Source organism: Massilia sp. DD77, from assembly GCF_036961685.1.
Taxonomy (GTDB): Bacteria; Pseudomonadota; Gammaproteobacteria; order Burkholderiales; family Burkholderiaceae_D; genus Telluria.
The window spans coordinates 211143-229083 of sequence record NZ_JBAMDH010000001.1 but is presented as its reverse complement, the minus strand read 5'-3'; the positions used below and the strand labels follow the sequence as shown (position 1 = coordinate 229083).

At 66.1% G+C, this 17941-nt stretch carries 15 protein-coding genes and 1 tRNA gene; 11 read left to right on the top strand and 5 right to left on the bottom strand.

Annotation, left to right across the window (positions count from 1 at the left end):
- Window positions 1–51 precede the first annotated feature (51 nt).
- Entirely contained in the window at window positions 52–540 is a 489-nt protein-coding gene (locus V7778_RS01030; protein WP_335551502.1) for a ClpXP protease specificity-enhancing factor, read from the top strand.
- A gap of 38 nt (window positions 541–578) precedes the next feature.
- A tRNA-Thr gene (locus V7778_RS01025) sits at window positions 579–654 on the top strand.
- 68 nt (window positions 655–722) lie between these two features.
- Here the strand turns inward: V7778_RS01025 and V7778_RS01020 are convergent.
- A complete protein-coding gene (locus V7778_RS01020; protein ID WP_335551501.1) occupies window positions 723–1067 on the bottom strand; it encodes a hypothetical protein in 345 nt (114 codons plus the stop codon).
- Window positions 1068–1590: 523 nt separating this feature from the next.
- On the opposite strand from V7778_RS01020, the gene V7778_RS01015 reads away from it, so the two are divergent.
- The 9 genes from V7778_RS01015 to V7778_RS00975 all read left to right on the top strand — a co-directional run bounded on the left by V7778_RS01015 (window position 1591) and on the right by V7778_RS00975 (window position 13027).
- Window positions 1591–2841 carry an ABC transporter substrate-binding protein gene (locus V7778_RS01015; RefSeq protein WP_335551500.1) on the top strand — a complete coding sequence of 417 codons (1251 nt, stop codon included), beginning with the start codon at window positions 1591–1593 and terminating at the stop codon, window positions 2839–2841.
- 4 nt (window positions 2842–2845) lie between these two features.
- On the top strand, window positions 2846–3721 hold the full coding sequence (locus V7778_RS01010) for a carbohydrate ABC transporter permease (protein WP_335551499.1): 876 nt from the start codon (window positions 2846–2848) through the stop codon (window positions 3719–3721).
- The gene (locus V7778_RS01005) at window positions 3718–4614 is read left to right on the top strand and encodes a carbohydrate ABC transporter permease (RefSeq protein WP_442920675.1); all 897 of its coding nucleotides are present in this window, start codon (window positions 3718–3720) and stop codon (window positions 4612–4614) included. Before V7778_RS01010 ends, V7778_RS01005 begins: the two co-directional genes overlap by 4 nt.
- Window positions 4615–4618: 4 nt before the next feature.
- Window positions 4619–5668, top strand: coding sequence for an ABC transporter ATP-binding protein (locus V7778_RS01000; RefSeq protein ID WP_335551498.1), 1050 nt, complete (start codon window positions 4619–4621; stop codon window positions 5666–5668).
- Window positions 5669–5739: 71 nt separating this feature from the next.
- Entirely contained in the window at window positions 5740–6768 is a 1029-nt protein-coding gene (locus V7778_RS00995; RefSeq protein ID WP_335551497.1) for a LacI family DNA-binding transcriptional regulator, read from the top strand.
- 110 nt (window positions 6769–6878) lie between these two features.
- Window positions 6879–8243 (top strand): GH1 family beta-glucosidase, encoded by a 1365-nt coding sequence (locus V7778_RS00990; protein WP_335551496.1) that lies wholly within the window; start codon window positions 6879–6881, stop codon window positions 8241–8243.
- 23 nt (window positions 8244–8266) lie between these two features.
- Window positions 8267–10756: a glycoside hydrolase family 3 protein gene (locus V7778_RS00985; protein ID WP_335551495.1), complete on the top strand. Its 2490-nt coding sequence runs from the start codon at window positions 8267–8269 to the stop codon at window positions 10754–10756.
- The gene (locus tag V7778_RS00980) at window positions 10753–11712 is read left to right on the top strand and encodes a glucokinase (protein WP_335551494.1); all 960 of its coding nucleotides are present in this window, start codon (window positions 10753–10755) and stop codon (window positions 11710–11712) included. The genes V7778_RS00985 and V7778_RS00980 overlap by 4 nt, the downstream gene beginning before the upstream one ends.
- A gap of 13 nt (window positions 11713–11725) precedes the next feature.
- Window positions 11726–13027 (top strand): sugar MFS transporter, encoded by a 1302-nt coding sequence (locus V7778_RS00975; RefSeq protein ID WP_335551493.1) that lies wholly within the window; start codon window positions 11726–11728, stop codon window positions 13025–13027.
- Between the two features lie 69 nt (window positions 13028–13096).
- Here V7778_RS00975 and V7778_RS00970 read toward each other — a convergent pair whose 3' ends face one another.
- From V7778_RS00970 to V7778_RS00955, 4 genes are read right to left on the bottom strand one after another with little or no spacing between them, the layout of a single operon-like run.
- The gene (locus V7778_RS00970; RefSeq protein WP_335551492.1) at window positions 13097–14599 is read right to left on the bottom strand and encodes a tryptophan halogenase family protein; all 1503 of its coding nucleotides are present in this window, start codon (window positions 14597–14599) and stop codon (window positions 13097–13099) included.
- A 13-nt stretch (window positions 14600–14612) separates the two neighbouring features.
- Window positions 14613–15626 (bottom strand): cupin-like domain-containing protein, encoded by a 1014-nt coding sequence (locus V7778_RS00965; protein WP_335551491.1) that lies wholly within the window; start codon window positions 15624–15626, stop codon window positions 14613–14615.
- On the bottom strand, window positions 15610–16335 hold the full coding sequence (locus V7778_RS00960; RefSeq protein WP_335551490.1) for a SapC family protein: 726 nt from the start codon (window positions 16333–16335) through the stop codon (window positions 15610–15612). Before V7778_RS00960 ends, V7778_RS00965 begins: the two co-directional genes overlap by 17 nt.
- Before the next feature lie 19 nt (window positions 16336–16354).
- Window positions 16355–17917, bottom strand: coding sequence for a tryptophan halogenase family protein (locus V7778_RS00955; protein ID WP_335551489.1), 1563 nt, complete (start codon window positions 17915–17917; stop codon window positions 16355–16357).
- Between the last annotated feature and the right edge of the window lie 24 nt (window positions 17918–17941).

Here is a 17941-nt window from a genome sequence, read left to right as displayed (position 1 = left end):
AATCCGCTACACTGGACACGTACATATCAATATCCTTTTGATAACACAGCAATGGCAGAGATCTCCACCAAACCCTATCTGTTGCGCGCCATTTACGAATGGTGCACCGACAGCGGCTACACGCCTTACCTTGCAGTCAAGGTCGATGCCGCCACAACGGTGCCGATGGAATACGTGCGCAAGGGTGAGATCATCCTGAACATCAGCTACGGCGCCACCTCGGGGCTGAAGATGGACAACGACGCCATCCACTTCCGCGCCCGTTTCAACGGCGTGTCGCGCGAGCTGTATATCCCGGTGCAGAACGTGCTGGCGATTTACGCGAACGAGAATGGCCAGGGGATGGCGTTCGAGGTGAGCACGACCGCCTCCGAGGCGCCCGCCTCCGCGCCGGCCGAGGCTGCGTCGCCCTCCTTGTCGGCGGTGCCGAATGGCGCGGGCGAGCCTGCCGCCGCGCCGGAACCGGCCACCACCGGGCCGGACGACGACAACGAGCCGCCGAAGAAAGGCGGACGTCCGACGCTGACCCGCATCAAATAAGGGTATAATTGTTGCCCTAACGATCACACCGATCAGTAGCCGACTTAGCTCATCAGGTAGAGCAGTTGATTTGTAATCATCAGGTGGCGGGTTCGAGTCCTGCAGTCGGCACCATCTTCGAAAGTGTGAAATAGAAAAAGCCCAACCACCGGTCGGGCTTTTTGTTTTTACGGACCAGAATTTCACGCGACTTTCGCAGCCTTGCAGCCCTTCCTGATCTGGGCCGTCTCGATCGCTTCGACCTCTCCTTTGAACTTCGCCACATCGGCCGCATGGTCACCGGTCAGCTTGCTGGCCGGGACCAGGGCCAGGAAGACCGTCGCGGCATCCATGTTGGCTTTCGAGTCCTGCATGGCGGAGACCTTTTGCAGACCGGCACGCGCGTCGCTCAGGTAGGTCGAGAGTTGCACGCAGTCGATGCCGCTGTACTTTTCGTGCGAAACATAAGATGCGGCAATGCTTTCCGGCCGGCTTGCGCAAGCGGACAGGACGGCGACGGAAACTGCAGCGATAAACAGGTTTTTCATTTGACACCCCTTAGTATTGTTGTCGAGAGAGGATCTTGAACGGCCCTCAAAGTCAAATAACATGCCAAACCAAGTATTGGTTAGGCATACTTCGACACGAATACCGCTTTCAGACCAGTGCACGTCTTTCCAAGGTTCACACCCTTCGTATTTACGGCGTCCCCGGAAATCAGAATGCCGTGATAGCAAAATCGATGCCACTTCGATAAGTGACTGATTTTTAAGCGATTCATCCTATTGCGTCTAGGAATCTGTAAGTTATATCGACATCGAATGCATACCAAGAATTTCATAAGATAAACGTATGAAAGCCTTGAATAGGCCCATGATGAAAACGCATACCTGCCAGTCGTTGTATCCCCGCACCACAACCAAAAGTTTCCTTAAACACAGCAAACCTGTGCCAAAATCCCTAACTGCAATATTTGTTTGACCGCCATTTGACCCAGTGCTATAGTCGGATCAAAGCCAATGGTAACGTTTCCAACGTTCCAGAAAAACAATGGCGGAGAACGGAGACACGATGTCCACAGCACGCATTCTGGCCGCAGCCTGCGCCTGGCTGTGCGTCGCCGCATCCGCGCCGGCAGTTCAAGCGGCGCAAGCCACCGCCCCCAGGGCGGAAGTCATCCATTGGTGGACCTCGGGCGGCGAATCGGCTGCCGTGAAGCAGGTCGCCCAGGCCTACCGCAATGCCGGCGGCATCTGGGTCGATACCGCGATCGCAGGCGGCGACCAGTCGCGCGCCGTCACCATCAACCGCATCGTCGGCGGCAATCCGCCCACCGCGGCCCAGTTCAACACCTCCAAGCAGTTCCTCGACGTGATCGAGCAGGACATGCTGAACAACGTCGACAGCGTCGCCCGCGCCCACAACTGGGACCAGATCCTGCCGGCGCCCATCGTCGATGTGATCAAAGTGGGCGGCCACTATTACGCGGTGCCGCTGAACATCCACATGCAGACCTGGATCTGGTATTCGAAGGCCGCCTTCCAGAAGGCCGGCATTGCGAAGGAACCGGCCAGCATGCCCGAATTCTTCGCCGCCCTCGACAAGCTGAAGGCGGCCGGCATCGTTCCCCTCGCCCACGGCGGCCAGTCCTGGCAGGAGACCATCCTGTTCTCGGCGGTGCTGGCCAACATGGGCGGCCGCGAGATGTATCTGAAAGTGCTGCGCGACCGCGACCAGGCCACCCTGAATTCGCCGGCCTTCCGCCAGATCCTACAAACCTTCAAGCGCCTGAAAGCCTATGTCGATCCGAACTCCCCGGGCCGCAACTGGAACGACGCCACCGCCATGGTCATCAGCGGCAAGGCGGGCTTCCAGATCATGGGCGACTGGGCCAAGGGCGAATTCACCAATGCGCAGCAGGTCGCGGGCCAGCACTACGGCTGCATCGCCGGCCTGGGCGCGGCCAGTCCCTACCTGATCCAGGGCGACGTCTTTGTCTTCCCGCGTACCGAGGACCCGGCGGCGGTGAAAGCCCAGAACCTGCTGGCCGGCGTGGTCGCCCAGCCGGAGCTGCAGGTCAGCTTCAGTAAACTGAAGGGCTCGATCCCGGTGCGCACCGACGTCGATGTCTCCACGCTCGACATGTGCGCCCGGAAGGGCATCGAGATCATCAAGGACCGCTCGCGCCAGCTCGGCGTCAGCGAGGTGTATCTGACTCCGGACCAGAACGGCGCCCTGCAGGATATCCTCACGGCCTACTGGAACATGAACATCGCGGTGGAGAAGGTCCAGCGCAGCATCGCCAACGCCCTCAAATACTGACGCCATGCTCGTTCGCCGCCTGCACAAATTGACCCCGCACGCCGCGCTGCTGCCGATGGCGCTGACGGTGCTGTTCGCCTACGTGGGCGCGGCGCTGTGGACCCTGCGCACCTCGTTCACCGCCTCGCGCACCTTCCCGTCCGAGAAGTGGATCGGCCTGGCCCAGTACGTGCGCCTGTTCGACAACGAGCGCTGGCTGATCTCGATGAACAACCTGGCCGTGTACGGCGTGCTGTTCGTCCTGGCCTGCATGCTCATCGGCTTCCTGCTGGCCGTGTTCATCGACCAGCACGTGCGCGGCGAAGGTGTGCTGCGCACGGTCTTCCTCTATCCCTATGCGATGTCCTTCATCGCCACCGGCCTGGTCTGGCAATGGCTGCTCACGCCCGGCAAGGGCATCGAAGGCGCGATCCGGCAGCTGGGCTTCACGGACTTCCGCTTCGAATGGATCATCGACCAGGACATGGCGGTCTACACGATCGTCATCGCCACCGTGTGGCAGGCCTCGGGCCTGGTGATGGCGCTGATGCTGGCCGGCCTGCGCGGCATCGATCCCGAGATCTGGAAGGCGGCCCGGCTGGACGGCATTCCGCCCTGGCGCGTGTACCTGTCGATCGTGCTGCCGATGCTGGGGCCGACGATCGCCACCGTGTTCCTGCTGCTCTCCACCGCCGTCGTCAAGCTCTACGACGCCGTGGTCGCCATGACGCAAGGCGGGCCCGGTATCGCCAGCGAGGTGCCGGCCAAGTTCATCATGGACCACCTGTTCCTGCGCTCGAACATCGGCCTGGCCTCGGCCGGCGCGGTGACGATGCTGATCCCGGTGCTGGCCGTGCTGGCGCCCTATGCCTATGCCCGGGCAAGGAGGCAGCACGCATGAACCACTCCAGCGCACCCACGATGGCCGCCGCCCTGCCTACGTCGCCCGATACAGTCCGCCCTCGCCGCCGCCGCATCAACGCCGCGCGTATCGGCGTCTATGCCTTCCTGTTCGGCGCGGCACTGTTCTTCCTGCTGCCGCTGTACGTGATGATCACCACCTCGTTCAAGACGATGGACGAGATCCGCATGGGCAGCGTGCTGGCGCTACCGCTGCAGGCGACCCTGGACCCGTGGCGCAGCGCCTGGGACCAGGTCAGCGGCGGCTTCTGGAATTCGGTGGCGATCACCGTGCCCTCTACCTTGCTGCCGATCCTGATCGGCGCGGTCAATGGCTACGCGCTGTCGTTCTGGCGCCCGCGCTTCGCCAACCTGCTGTTCGGCGTGCTGATGGCGGGCGCCTTCATCCCGGTGCAGGTGATGATCTATCCGCTGGTGTGGATGATGGCCAAGGCCGGCCTGTTCGGCTCCTTGCCCGCCATCGTGCTGGTGCACTGCATCTTCGGCATGCCGGTGATGACCCTCCTGTTCCGCAACTACTACGCCTCGGTGCCGCACGAGCTGTTCCAGGCCGCGCGGGTCGACGGCGGCGGCTTCTGGCGCATCTTTCTACAGGTGATGCTGCCGATGTCGCTGCCCATCATCGTGGTGGCGGCGATCATGCAGGTGACCGGCGTGTGGAACGACTACATCCTGGGCCTGGTGTTCGCCGGGCGCGACAACCTGCCGATGACGGTCCAGCTCAACAACGTGATCAACACCACCACCGGCACGCGCCTGTACAACGTGAACATGGCCGCGACCATCCTGACGGCGGCGCTGCCGCTGGCGATCTACTTCATCTCCGGACGCTGGTTCGTGCGCGGCATCGCCGCCGGCGCCGTGAAAGGCTGAACGCATGTCGAACGTCCATCTGCGCAAACTGTGCATCACCCGCGGCAGCAACGAGATCATCCGCGACCTCGACCTGCAGGTGGAGCCGGGCGAGTTCCTGGTCCTGCTCGGGCCGTCGGGCTGCGGCAAGTCGACCCTGCTGCACAGCATCGCCGGCCTGATCGACCTGTCCGGCGGCGCGATCGAGATCGGCGGGCGCGACATGAGCCATGCCGACCCGAGCGAGCGCGGGATCGGCATGGTGTTCCAGTCGTATGCGCTGTACCCGACCATGACGGTCGAGAAGAACATGTCCTTCGGCCTGCGCATCGCGGGCGCGCCGAAGGCCGAGATCCAGCGCCGCGTGGGACGCGCCGCCGCCATGCTGCAGCTCGACGCCCTGCTGGACCGCAAGCCGGCCCAGCTCTCGGGCGGCCAGCGCCAGCGTGTGGCGATCGGGCGCGCCCTGGTGCGCGAGGCCGGCGTCTACCTGTTCGACGAACCGCTGTCGAACCTGGACGCCAAGCTGCGCACCGAGCTGCGGCGCGAACTGAAGATGCTGCACCAGACGCTAGGGTCCACCATGATCTACGTGACCCACGACCAGGCCGAGGCGATGACCCTGGCCACCCGCATCGTGGTGATGCAGGGCGGGCGCATCCAGCAGATCGGCACCCCGTGCGAGGTCTACGAGCGTCCCGCGAACCGCTTCGTGGCGGGCTTCCTGGGTTCGCCCTCGATGAACTTCATCGAGGGCGAGGTCGACCTCCACGGGTGTTTCCGCGCCGGGGCGCTCGTGCTTCCGCTCCTGGAAACCCGCGCACTGCCCGGCGCGGCGACCCTGGGCGCGCGTCCCGAGCACCTGCGGATCCGCGACGACGGCCCGCTCGAAGCCCTGGTCACCCTGGTGGAGCCGATGGGGAACCACCAGGTGGTCTGGCTCGATTGCGGCGGGCACGCCTTATCCAGCCTGGTGCACGAGCCGCGCCCGATGGCCGCGGGCCAGCGCGTGCGCTTCGCGATCGATGCGGCCCGGGTATCGCTGTTCGATCCGTCCAGCGGAAACAGCGTGTAAAGACGGGTGCCGTGAAAACAAAGATGCAGTATGCTTCGGTGTTGTTTGAATAACTCAACAGGAAACGGTCAGTGGCGACTATCAAGGATGTAGCGCGTCTTGCGGGTGTGGGCCTCGGCACCGCCTCGCGCGTGGTCAGCGGCAAGGGCTCGGTGTCCCCGGCCACGCTGGAACGCGTGCGCAAGGCGATCGACGAGCTGGGCTTCCGCCCTTCGCACGCCGCGCGCGCCCTGCTGTCCGGCACCAGCCGCATGATCGGCGTCTACATCCCGGCCCTGAGCGGCACCTTCTACACGCCCATCCTGCAGATCATCGATACCGAGCTGCGCGCCGCCGGCCTGCACATGGTGGTGGCCTTCGGCGTGGGCCTGGGCGATGCGCGCCGCCAGGCGGTGGACGGCATCGAGTTCCTGATCGAGCGCGGCTGCGACGGCCTGATCATGATGACCAGCGCCCTGCTCGACGAGGACATCGCCGCCCTCGGCGTCAAGCAGCACCAGCTGGTGGCCCTGAACCACGAATTCAGCAAGGTTCCGGAACAGTGCTTCACGGTCGACCACGCGATGGGCGGACGCCTGGCCGCGCGCACCCTGCTCGACTACAAGCACCGCGACATCGCCATCATCGCCGGCCCGGCGGCGCTGGCCGACAACGTGGCCCGTATCGACGGCTTCATGGGCGAACTGGCGAGCGAAGGCATCGATACCAGCAAGATCTGGGTGGCCGAGAGCGACTTCTCGCCCGCCGGCGGCTGGGCCGCGGCCAAGGAACTGATCGAATCGGGCACCCCGTGCAGCGCCCTGTTCTGCGCCAACGACGAGATGGCGGTCGGCGCCCTGTCCTACTTCCAGGAAGCCGGCATCAGCGTGCCGCGCGACCTGTCCGTGATCGGCTACGACGACACCGAGAGCGCGGCCTTCTCGGCGCCGCGCCTGACGTCCGTCCACATGCCCTGGCGCGAGATGACCCTGAATGGCCTGAACATGCTGCTCAACCGCTGCTACGACCTGCAGCGCCCAGTGTCGCGCACCTTCCCGGTGAGCGTCACGCTGCGCGCCTCGCTGGCCAAGGCGCCGACGACGCGGAAGAAGAAATCATGAGCGGACACAGGGTTGCGACCCTGCGGCCGCTTGCCGGCCATTTTTTTGTCGCCGGATTGGAAAGCTTTCCATTAGAATGTCCGAATAACGCTTTTATTTGACGTGAGACCATGACCACTGCCAACCGCCCCGAGCCCGTCGCACCAGCGCGCAGCGACTTCGCCTCCGACTTCCTGTGGGGCTGCGCCACATCGTCCTACCAGATCGAGGGCGCCGGCGCGGTCGACGGCCGGGTCGAATCGATCTGGGACCGCTTCGCCGCCACGCCCGGCAAGGTGCGCGACGGCTCCAACGGCTCGGTCGCCTGCGACCACTACCACCGCTGGCCGGAGGACTTCGACATCGGCCGCGACATGGGCCTGAACGCCTACCGCTTCTCGATCGCCTGGCCGCGCATCTTCGGCGAATTCAAAAGCAAGCCGAACGTCAAAGGATTGGATTTTTATTCTCGCCTGGTGGACGGCATGCTGGAACGCGGCCTGCAGCCCTGGGCCACGCTCTACCACTGGGACCTGCCGCAATATTTACAAGACCGCGGCGGCTGGGCCAATCGCGAGACGGTGGACGCCTTCCTGGAATTCACAGATGCGATGACGCGCCGCCTGGGCGACCGGGTCAAGCACTGGATTACCCACAACGAACCCTGGTGCACGGCCATCATCGGCAACTTCGAAGGCTGGCATGCGCCGGGCAATACCGACTTCAAGACCGCGCTCCAGGTCGCGCACCACGTGCTGCTCTCGCACGGCAAGGCGGTGCCGCTAATCCGCGCCAACGTGCCGGATGCGCAAGTCGGCATCGCGCTCAGCCTGCACCCGCTGCGCGCCGCCAGCAATCAAGCCGAGGACGTGGCCGCGATGGAGCGCCACGACGGCCTGCGCTACCGCTGGTTCCTCGACCCGCTGCACGGCCGCGGCTATCCGCAGGCCGTCCTGGACTACATCGGCGAAGCCGCGCCGACGGTCCTGCCGGGCGACATGGACGCGATCGCGGTCGACACCGACTTCCTGGGCGTGAACTACTACTTCCCCGAGACCATCGCCAACGCCCCGGGTCACGCGCCGCTGGACGCCAAAGTGCTGCCGCCGGGCGAGGTCGAGACCACCGCGATGGGCTGGGAAGTCTCGCCGCAAGGCCTGGCCGAGCTGCTGGTGCGTATCGAGCAGGACTACCACCCGGGCCCGATCTACATCACCGAGAACGGCTCCTGCTACGAAGACAGCGTGGATGCGAACGGCGAGATCGAGGATACCGGGCGCCGCCACTACCTGATGCGCCACTTGTCCACCCTGAAGTCGGCCATCGCCGACGGCGTACCGGTGAAGGGCTATTTCGCCTGGAGCCTGCTCGACAACTTCGAATGGGCGGAAGGCTACCTGCGCCGCTTCGGCCTGACCCACATCGACTATGACACCCAGCAGCGCCGGCTGAAGAGCAGCGGCAAGTGGTACCGCTCCTTCCTGCGCCAGGAATAACCCACTTCTCCCCGAGACCGCCCATGACACCCAAGCTTCGTTCCCTTGTGCTGGCCCTTGCCGTCGCCCTTCCCGCGCACACCATCCAGGCCGCCGCCCCCACGGCCGCCTGGCCGAAAACCGGCAGCGCCATCCAGCACGACGCCGCGCTCGAGAAGCGGGTCGCCGAGATCGTCGGCAAGATGACCCTGGCCCAGAAGATCGGCCAGATGACCCAGCCCGAGATCAAGGCCGCGACGCCGGCCGACGTGACGCGCTACTACCTGGGCTCGGTGCTGAACGGCGGCGGCAGCTGGCCGAACAATAACAAGCATGCGACGGCGAAGGAGTGGCTGGCGCTGGCCCAGGCCTACCACGAGGCCTCGATGAAGACGGACATGGCGGTCAAGGTGCCGGTCATCTGGGGCACGGATGCGGTCCACGGCCACAACAACGTGCCGGGCGCCACCCTGTTCCCGCACAATATCGGCCTGGGCGCGGCGCGCAACCCCAAGCTGGTACGCGAGATCGGCGCCGCCACCGCCAAGGCGGTGCGCGCCACCGGTATCGCCTGGGTGTTCGGCCCGACCCTGGCCGTGGTGCGTGACGACCGCTGGGGGCGCACGTATGAAAGCTATGCGGAAGACCCGGCCGTGGTGAAACGCTATGCCGGCGAATACGTGAAGGGCATGCAGGGCGCGTTCAAGAGCGACGCCAACACGGTGGCCACCGCCAAGCACTTCATCGGCGACGGCGGCACCGAGAACGGCAAGGACCGTGGCGTCACCAAGGTCAGCGAAGCCGAGCTGCTGGGCATCCACGGCCAGGGCTACCTTACCGCCCTGGGCGCGGGCGCCCAGACCGTGATGGCCTCGTTCAACAGCTGGACTGACACCGCTACCGGCGTCGAGCATGGCAAGCTCCATGGCAGCAAGGTGGCGCTGAACGACATCCTGAAGAACAAGATGGGCTTCGACGGCTTCGTGGTCAGCGACTGGAACGGCATCGGCGAGGTGGCCGGCTGCCGCAACGACAGCTGCCCGCAGGCGATCAACGCGGGCATCGACATGATCATGGTGCCGGACGAGTGGAAAGCCTTCATCGCCAACACCATCAAGCAGGTGGAAAGCGGCGAGATCCCGATGGCGCGCATCGACGACGCCGTCACCCGGATCCTGCGCGTCAAGCTGCGCGCCGGCCTGTTCGACAAGAGCCCGGCCCAGAACGCCCACGCCGGCAAGGACGAGGCGATGCAGGCGCGCGCCCTGGCGCGCCAGGCGGTGCGCGAGTCGCTGGTGCTGCTCAAGAACGAAGGCCCGGCGCTGCCGCTGGCGCGCGGCAAGAAGCTCCTCGTGGTGGGCAAGAGCGCGGACGACTTGTCGAACCAGTCCGGCGGCTGGTCGCTCACCTGGCAGGGCACGGCGAATACCAATGCCGACTTCAAGCATGCCGACACCATCCTGGCCGGCATCCGCGCAGCGGCCGGCGCCGCCAACGTCAGCTACAGCCTGGATGCCAGAAATGTCGATGTGTCCAGCTTCGACGCCGTGATCGCCGTCATCGGCGAGCGCCCGTATGCGGAAGGCGACGGCGACATCGGCCTGTCCGGCACCCTGCGCCACAGCAGCCGCTATCCGGAAGACCTGGCTGTGCTGCGCAAGGTCGCGGGCAAGGGCAGGCCGGTGATCACGGTGATGGTGTCCGGCCGCCCGCTGTACACCAACGACCTGCTGAATCTGTCCGACACCTTCATCGCGGCCTGGCTGCCGGGCTCCGAGGGCAAGGGCGTGTCCGACCTTCTGGTGGCGGGCGCCAAGGCCTACGATTTCCGCGGCAAGCTGCCCTTTTCGTGGCCGAAGTCGGCCTGCCAGACCCGCCTGAACGTGGGCGACAAGGACTATGCGCCGCTGTTCGCCTACGGCTACGGCTTGAACAAGGCCAGCCGTTCGCGCCTCGGCAAGCTGGACGAGTCCATCCCGGCAGGCGGCTGTGGCGTGAGCAATACCTATCCTATTTTCAGCCAAGCCGACCGCGCCAGCTTCCCGCTGACGATCCGCGCTGGCCAGCAGAGCACCGTGCTGGGCGCCGACCTGAACGCCAGCTTCGCGCTGCCGGGCATCGTGGTCACCACCTCGCAGGTAAACACCCAGCAGGACGCCAAGCTGGTGAGCTGGACCGGCCCGGCCACCTTCGAGGCGCGCGGCGCGCGTCCGATGGCGCTGCCGGCGGCCGCCAGCGACAAGGCGGCGCTGCGTTTCGACACCATCGTCCAGGCGGCGCCCGCCGGCAAGGTGGCGATGGCGATGCAGGGTGCCACGATCGACGCGACCGCCCTGTTCAAGCGCCTGGCCGGCAAGGGCAAGCAGAGCGTCAAGATTCCGCTGGCCTGCTTCCCCGGCCTCGACCTGGCCAAGGTCGACACGCCCTTCAGCATCACCAGCGACGCAGCCTTCGCGGCGGCCTTCACCAACATCGAGATCGCCGGCGGCGCGGCTGCCGAAGCGGACGCCGTGCGCTGCGAGGAGCTGCGATGAGCGCACTGCGCCTGCTGGCCGACATCGGCGGCACCAACGCCCGCTTCGCGCTGGAATCCGATGCCGGCCTGCTTGATGTCGAAGTGCTGGCCTGCGCGGGCTACCCGAGCCTGGACGACGCGATGCGCGCCTACCTGGCGAATGCGCGCGGGCGCGGCCTGGCGGTGGACACGGTGCGCCATGCGGCGCTCGCCATCGCCAATCCGGTCGAGGGCGACGAGGTCAGGATGACCAACCACCACTGGAGCTTCTCGATCGAGACCCTGCGCCGCGCCCAGGACCTGACGACCCTGCTGGTGGTGAACGACTTCGCCGCGCTGGCGATGTCGCTGCCGCACCTGGCGCCGGACCAGCGGCAGCGCATCGGTGGCGGCGTCGAGCTGGCGAACCGCCCGATCGGCCTGATCGGACCCGGCACCGGCCTGGGCGTATCCGGCGTCATCCCGGCCGGGAAGCATTGGGTCGCGCTGGCCGGCGAAGGCGGCCATGTCAGTTTTTCTCCCGCCAACCGCGAAGAGGTGGCGATCCTGGAAGCGCTATGGGGCGAGTACGGCCACGTGTCGGCCGAGCGCCTGCTGTCGGGCATGGGCCTGGAGCTGATCCACTGGGCGCGCACCGGCAAGCGCATTGCCGCGCCGGAGATCACCGGCGCCGCGCTGGACGGCCGCTCGGGCGACTGCGCGGGGACGGTCGAGACCTTCTGTGCGATACTTGGCAGCGTTGCCGGAAACGTCGCCCTGACCCTGGGCGCCACCGGCGGCATGTACATCGGCGGCGGCATCGTGCCGCGCCTCGGCGGCCTGTTTACCCAATCGGCCTTCCGCGCGCGCTTCGAAGACAAGGGACGCCTGGGCTCCTACCTGGCGCGCATCCCGACCTACCTGATCACCGAGCAGTATCCCGCGCTGCGCGGCGTGTCGGCCATGCTGGCCGACCACGTCGCCAGCCTGCCATAACCACGGAGACACCATGCAGAACACCGTACCCAACCCCACCCTTTCGGCGGCGGCCGACGGAGAGCACAACCCGCACACCGGCGCGCTGGTGGTGGTCACCATCCTGTTCTTCATGTGGGGCCTGCTCACCTCGCTGAACGACGTCCTGATTCCGCACCTGAAATCGATCTACACCCTCACCTACCTGCAGGCGATGCTGGTGCAGCTGTGCTTCTTCGGCGCCTACTTCATCGTCTCGCTGCCGGCCGGCGCCCTGATCCGCCGCATCGGCTACCAGAACGGCGCCGTCACCGGCCTGATGATCGCGGCCGCCGGCTGCGCCCTGTTCTACCCGGCCTCGCAAGGAGGCTACGGCCTGTTCCTGTTCGCCTTCTTCGTGCTGGCGAGCGGCATCACCATCCTGCAGGTGGCGGCCAACCCCTATGTCACCGTGCTCGGACCGGCGCGCACCGCGTCCAGCCGCCTGACCCTGACCCAGGCTTTTAATTCGCTCGGCACCACCGTGGCGCCGGCCCTGGGCGGCATCCTGATCCTGTCGGCCGCCACCCTCGGCGCCGACCAGCTGGCGGCCATGTCCGCCGCCGACCAGGCCGCGTACAAGGCGACCGAAGCGGCGGCCGTGCAAGGCCCCTACCTGGGCCTGGCGGCGGCGCTGGCGCTGCTGGCGGTGCTGTTCGCGGTGGCCAAGCTGCCGAAGATCAACCATGACGACAGCACGGTCGCGGTGGACGGCAAGGGCGGCGCCCTGGCCTACCGCCACCTGGTGCTGGGCGCCCTGGCGATCTTCCTCTACGTGGGCGCGGAAGTCAGCATCGGCAGCTTCCTGATCAACTTCCTGGGCGAGAGCCACATCGCGGGCCTGAGCCACGCCGACGGCGCCCAGTACGTCAGCCTGTACTGGGGCGGCGCCCTGGTCGGCCGCTTCATCGGCTTCGCCGTGATGCGCTACGTCAGCCCGGGCAAGACCCTGGCCGTGAACGCGCTGGGCGCGATCCTGCTGGTGCTGCTGGCGACCTTCGGCGAAGGCAAGGTGGCGATGTGGGCGATCCTGGCGGTGGGCCTGTGCAACTCGATCATGTTCCCGACCATCTTCAGCACGGCGCTGCACGGCCTGGGCAAGTACACCGGCCAGGGTTCGGGCATCCTGTGCATGGCGATCGTGGGCGGCGCGGTGGTGCCTTTTGTCCAGGGCATGTTCGCCGATACCATCGGCCTGCAGCCGTCCTTCCTGGTGCCGGCGGTGTGCTACCTGTTCATCATGTACTTCGGGGTGAAGTATGCGAACCTGCATCGCCAGAAAATAACGGCGGAGTGAACGTAGGGTCGGCGGCGGAGCCGCCAACCCTACGGATAGAAAAATGCCCGCTGTTGCGGGCATTTTCTTTTATTTTGGCGCGGCGCAGTAGCGTTCGATGTACTGCTGGTGGGTCGGCAGCCCGCTCACCGTCTTGTCGATCGCGCTCTTGATCCCGCCAAGGAAGTGGGCCAGCTCCTCGTCGCCCATCAGGTCGGCCGCCTGGTGGTGCTGGAGCGGGGTCACGCCCTGCCCCAGCAGCACCTGGATCCAGGAATTCTCGGCGAACAGCTCGTTCGAGATGCGGAACACGCGCCCGGACTGGCGGAACAGCGCGATGCGGTGGCGCAGGCCGGCCGGCACCTCCATGTTGCGCGCGTCCTTCCAGTAGGGCGAATCGGTGCGGTTGTTGACGTGGTAGTGCAGGATGATGAAATCGCGGATGTGCTCGATCTCGGTCCAGGCCTGCTTGTTGTATTCGTCGACGTCGGCCTGGGCGATGCCCTCGCTCGGGAACATCTGCATCAGGCGGATGATGCCGCGCTGGATCAGGTGGATGCTGGTCGATTCGATCGGCTCGAGGAAGCCGCTCGCCAGGCCGAGCGCCACGCAGTTGCCCTTCCAGACCTGCTTGCGCTGGCCGGGCTGGAACCTGAGCACGCGCGGCTTCATCAGGGGCTCGCCCTCGACATTGTCCAGCAGCGCCTGGATCGCCTGCTCCTGCTCGACATAGCGGCTGGAGAACACGATGCCGTTGCCGACGCGGCTCTGCAGGGGGATGCGCCATTGCCAGCCGAAGCCGTGCGCGATCGCGCGCGTATAAGGCACGGCGTCGCCCGCCGACGTGGTCTGCAACGCCGCTGCGCTGTCGTTGAACAGCCAGTGCGACCAGTCCTCGTACTCCACCTTCATCGCCTGGCCGATCAGCAGCGCCCGGAAACCCGTGCAGTCGATGAACAGGTCGCCCTCGACATCCAGGCCCGAATCGAGGGTGAGCGAACGGATGTGGCCAGTGAGGGCGCTGGTGGTGACGTCGACGATCTTGCCTTCGATGCGCTGCACGCCATAGCGCTCGCTGAAGCTGCGCAGGAAGCGGGCATAGGCGCTGGCGTCCAGGTGGTAGGCGTAGTTCATGCCGTCATGCGGCAGGTGGGCGAAGCGGTTCTGCTGGGAGGCGCGCAGCTCCAGGCAGTAGTCGCCATACTCGCCCGCCAGGCCGCGCTCGCGGCCCTTGTGCCAGAAGTGCTGGAAGCCGGCGGTCCAGTGGTCGGTGCCGGTCAGCCCGAAGGAGTGGATGTAGTCTTCCTTGACGTTGCGCCAGTTCTCGAAGCTGATGCCCAGCTTGAAGGTGGCCTGGGTCGCGGCCATGAATTCCTGCTCGCTGATCTCGAGCAGCTTGTGGAAGTGCACCAGGGTCGGGATGGTCGCTTCGCCCACGCCCACCGTGCCGATCTCGTCGGACTCGATCAGCTTGATGTCGAGGCGCTTGCCCAGCACCTTCGAGAGGCAGGCGGCGGCCATCCAGCCGGCGGTGCCGCCGCCGGCGATGACCACGCGCCGCACGGGACGGGTCGTTTGCTTGCTCTGTTCCACGGTCGGTCTCCTGTCAGCGGTTCATCCGCTTTAATAATTGGGTACGGATTCCGCGCGTCGCGGCGTCGTCCAGCGGCGCCAGGATGCGGCGGGCGGCTTCCGGAATATGGGCCGCGGTGCCCTCGCCGGCTTCGAACACGTAGTGGCGGAACAGCTCCTGCCAGGCCTTGCGCTGTTCCGGCGGCAGGTCGCGCACCGTCATCAGGGCGTGCATCAGGGCGTTGGTTGGCGTGTCCATGTAGTCGGGCGACTGGCGCCACCAGTAATTCACCAGCACGTTGAAGCGGTCCAGCGCCTCGACGTGGTGCCACCACATGCTGGGGATGAACAGGGCGTCGCCCGGTTCCATCTCGGCGACCTGGGCGTGCTCGAGCGCCTGGGCGAAGCGCGGGAAGCGCGCGTAGTCGGGCCGGGCGAAGTCGACCAGGCTGATGGCCTGCCCGGCCGGCGTGAAGTCGAGCGGGCCGATGTACAGGTTTTCGAGCTGGTTCGGCGGGAACAGGGTGAAGCGGCGGTGGCCGGCGGCCACGCAGGCCAGGTTGTCCGGCAGGTCGTAGTGGGCGGCGATGCGGGTGCGGTTGCCGATCCAGATGCTGGCCAGCGGATTGCGCTCGCCCAGGTCGACGTCGTTCTCGGTGCGAAAACCCGGCAAGGCGGTGTCGATCGTGGTGGAGCCCACGTAGATCGAGGGCGGCGATTCGGTGGCGCGGTGCTTTTCCAGCTCGTCCAGCACGGAGTCCAGGCGCACCCGCACCGGGTAGAAATTGAAGCCGCTCAGGTCTTCGTTGTAGAAGTAGCGGCCCTCGATCTCGGGCGCGCCGAGCATGGCGCCGACCGTGGCGTCGCGATAAAAACGGCGCAGGTAGGCGTCGGCCGCGTCCTGCGACTGCCTGGCGGCCGCCACCATGGGCCAGTCGGCCACCAGGCCGCGCAATAGCAGCGGCGCGGTGGATGCCAGGATCTCGGGGCCCAGGTCGCGTGGACGCAGGCCCGTGAGTTCGCGGATGGGCTTAGCGGCGGGCAGCATCGGCTTTCATGCGGCGGTTCTTGCGGTCGATGAGGCCACGGAAGTTGGACAGCGACGCCAGCGCGTAGTAGATCGGCGCCAGGTGGCCGGCCTGGTGCAGCTCGTGCAGGGCGGCGGGGCTCAGGGCCGCCAGGCGTTCCTCGTGGATGGTGTAGAAGCCCGACATGCGGCTTTGGGAACCGTCGTCGAGGGTGATGTCGAGCGCGAAGGTCTCCAGCAGCTCGTGCTTCATGAGCGCCCACAGGAAACCGGCTTCGGCCTCCATGCCCTGGTGGATGACCGACAGCATGGCATTCACGCGCTGCAGGTATTCCGAATTGCCGCCGTGCGGCAGGAACACCGGTTCGCCCTCGCCGTCGCCGCGGGTGACGCGCGGGTTGTCCAGGTCGACCTGGATCATGAGTTCGTCGCCCTTGCGGCCGATCAGGAAGGGCTGGCGCGCGATCATCAGCGGAATCGCCGGCGCGTCCCAGCCTTCCGGGCCCAGGAACAGGTTTTCGTTCTCGGTAAAGCCCATCAGCGCGACCGCTTCGAAAGGCACGGCGCCTTCGGCGCGGCGGAAGATGATCGGGTAGTCCGACTGCAGCAGGCGGAATTCCTGGGCAAAGGTGGTCACCCAGGCGACTTCGTCGCCCAGGCCGGGACGGTTGGCGGTGATGATGCGCAGGTCCTTGTGGTCCACATTGTTCAGGAGGGCGATGTTGGGCATGTGTCTCTTTCGTTCTCGGTTATCGTTGTTGCAGCCCATGACGGCAAATGTGGTCGATGAGCGCGCGGTTGTCCGGCAGCGCCGGCAGCATCCGGCGAGTCAGGTTCGCCGCGTCGCGCAGGAAGCCATCGGCCAGCGCGCCGTCGTCATGACGCAGCGCCGGTCCCGGCTCGTGGCGGAAGCCCATCCCGTACAAGACATACTGATAGCTCGCCGCCGGGAAGACTTCCTGGATGCGGTTGATATCGTAGCGCGAGGGAGGGCGATGACGCCAGAGCAGAAGCAGATTTTGCAGGCGTTCGGGGATGGTCTCGGGACGCCGGTTGTCGCGCCAGTAGCCGGAACCGGCGGAATCCTCGCGCCGGCTCAGCACATAGTGCAGCTTGAGGAAGTCGATCACCCGCTCCCAGCGGTAAGCGAAGGTCTCGTTGAAGCGGGCCGCGGCGGCTCCCATCTGCCCGCGCGTGACCGGCATCTCGTCGGCCAGCATGGCGGCCGACAGCTCCACCATCGCCAGGGCCGAGGCTTCCAGCGGCTCGATGAAGCCGCTCGACAGGCCGATGGCGACACAGTTGCGGTGCCAGAACTTGGCGCGGTAGCCGGGCTCGAAGCTCAATTTGCGCGGCGCCGGGATGTCCTCGCCCGCTCCGCTTTGCTTCAGGTAGGCGCGCAGCTGGCGCTCGGCCTGGTCGTCCGAGATGTGGGCGCTCGAGTACACGTGGCCGACCCCGCGCCGCGTGGGAAGGCCGATGTCCCAGATCCAGCCTGCTTCTTGCGCGGTGGAGGTGGTCTGGGAGGCGATCGGGTCGGTCTCGTGCGCATAGGGGACTTGGACCGCCAGCGCGCTGTCGTTGAACAGGACGCCGCGCTGGGGCAGGAAGGGAATGCCGTAGTGCTTCCCGAGCAGCATGGACTGCATGCCGGTGCAATCGACGAACAGGTCCCCTTCCAGGTCGCCGTGGGCCTTGGTGTGCAGGGCGGCGATGTCGCCGTTATCGTGCGAACGGATGCCGGTGACGTGGTCGGGCACATAGTGCACACCCAGCTTTTCCAGGCAGTGCGCGCGCAGGAAGACGCCGAACTTGCCGGCGTCGAGGTGGTAGCCGTAGTTGGCCACCGCCGCGAATTCAGGTGTGGAGAGCTGCTTGGGCCCGCGGCCGGCCACGCACAGGTGCGGCTGGTAGCTCACCATGTCGGCAAAGGGCACGCCGCCGTGGTGCTGTTGCCAGTGGCGCGCGATGTCGGCCTCGCCGTAGCCCTGGGGCAGCACGAAGGGGTGGAAGTAATAGTCGTCCGCGCCGCCGGTGACCCAGCGGTTGAAGCGCGAGCCTTGCTTGAAGGCGGCGTCGCAGGAGCGGAAGAAGGCGGTTTCGGATACGCCGGCCTCGCGCAGGGTATCGCGCATGGTGGGCCAGGTGCCCTCGCCCACGCCGATCGGCGCGACGTCGGGCGATTCGATCAGGGTGATGCGCAGGCCGCCCTGTTCGAGCCCCCGGTAGCGCGACGCCAGAACGGCGGCCGTCAGCCAGCCGGCCGAGCCGCCGCCGACGATCACGATCTGCCTGATGGTGTTCGTCACCATGGTGCTTCCTGAAAAACAGATGGG

Coding starts and splice junctions, on each gene's coding strand:
- V7778_RS01030 (WP_335551502.1), top strand. CDS start 52: ATGGCAGAGATCTCCACCAAACCCTATCTGTTGCGCGCCATTTACGAA.
- V7778_RS01020 (WP_335551501.1), bottom strand. CDS start 1,067: ATGAAAAACCTGTTTATCGCTGCAGTTTCCGTCGCCGTCCTGTCCGCT.
- V7778_RS01015 (WP_335551500.1), top strand. CDS start 1,591: ATGTCCACAGCACGCATTCTGGCCGCAGCCTGCGCCTGGCTGTGCGTC.
- V7778_RS01010 (WP_335551499.1), top strand. CDS start 2,846: ATGCTCGTTCGCCGCCTGCACAAATTGACCCCGCACGCCGCGCTGCTG.
- V7778_RS01005 (WP_442920675.1), top strand. CDS start 3,718: ATGAACCACTCCAGCGCACCCACGATGGCCGCCGCCCTGCCTACGTCG.
- V7778_RS01000 (WP_335551498.1), top strand. CDS start 4,619: ATGTCGAACGTCCATCTGCGCAAACTGTGCATCACCCGCGGCAGCAAC.
- V7778_RS00990 (WP_335551496.1), top strand. CDS start 6,879: ATGACCACTGCCAACCGCCCCGAGCCCGTCGCACCAGCGCGCAGCGAC.
- V7778_RS00985 (WP_335551495.1), top strand. CDS start 8,267: ATGACACCCAAGCTTCGTTCCCTTGTGCTGGCCCTTGCCGTCGCCCTT.
- V7778_RS00980 (WP_335551494.1), top strand. CDS start 10,753: ATGAGCGCACTGCGCCTGCTGGCCGACATCGGCGGCACCAACGCCCGC.
- V7778_RS00975 (WP_335551493.1), top strand. CDS start 11,726: ATGCAGAACACCGTACCCAACCCCACCCTTTCGGCGGCGGCCGACGGA.
- V7778_RS00965 (WP_335551491.1), bottom strand. CDS start 15,626: ATGCTGCCCGCCGCTAAGCCCATCCGCGAACTCACGGGCCTGCGTCCA.
- V7778_RS00960 (WP_335551490.1), bottom strand. CDS start 16,335: ATGCCCAACATCGCCCTCCTGAACAATGTGGACCACAAGGACCTGCGC.
- V7778_RS00955 (WP_335551489.1), bottom strand. CDS start 17,917: ATGGTGACGAACACCATCAGGCAGATCGTGATCGTCGGCGGCGGCTCG.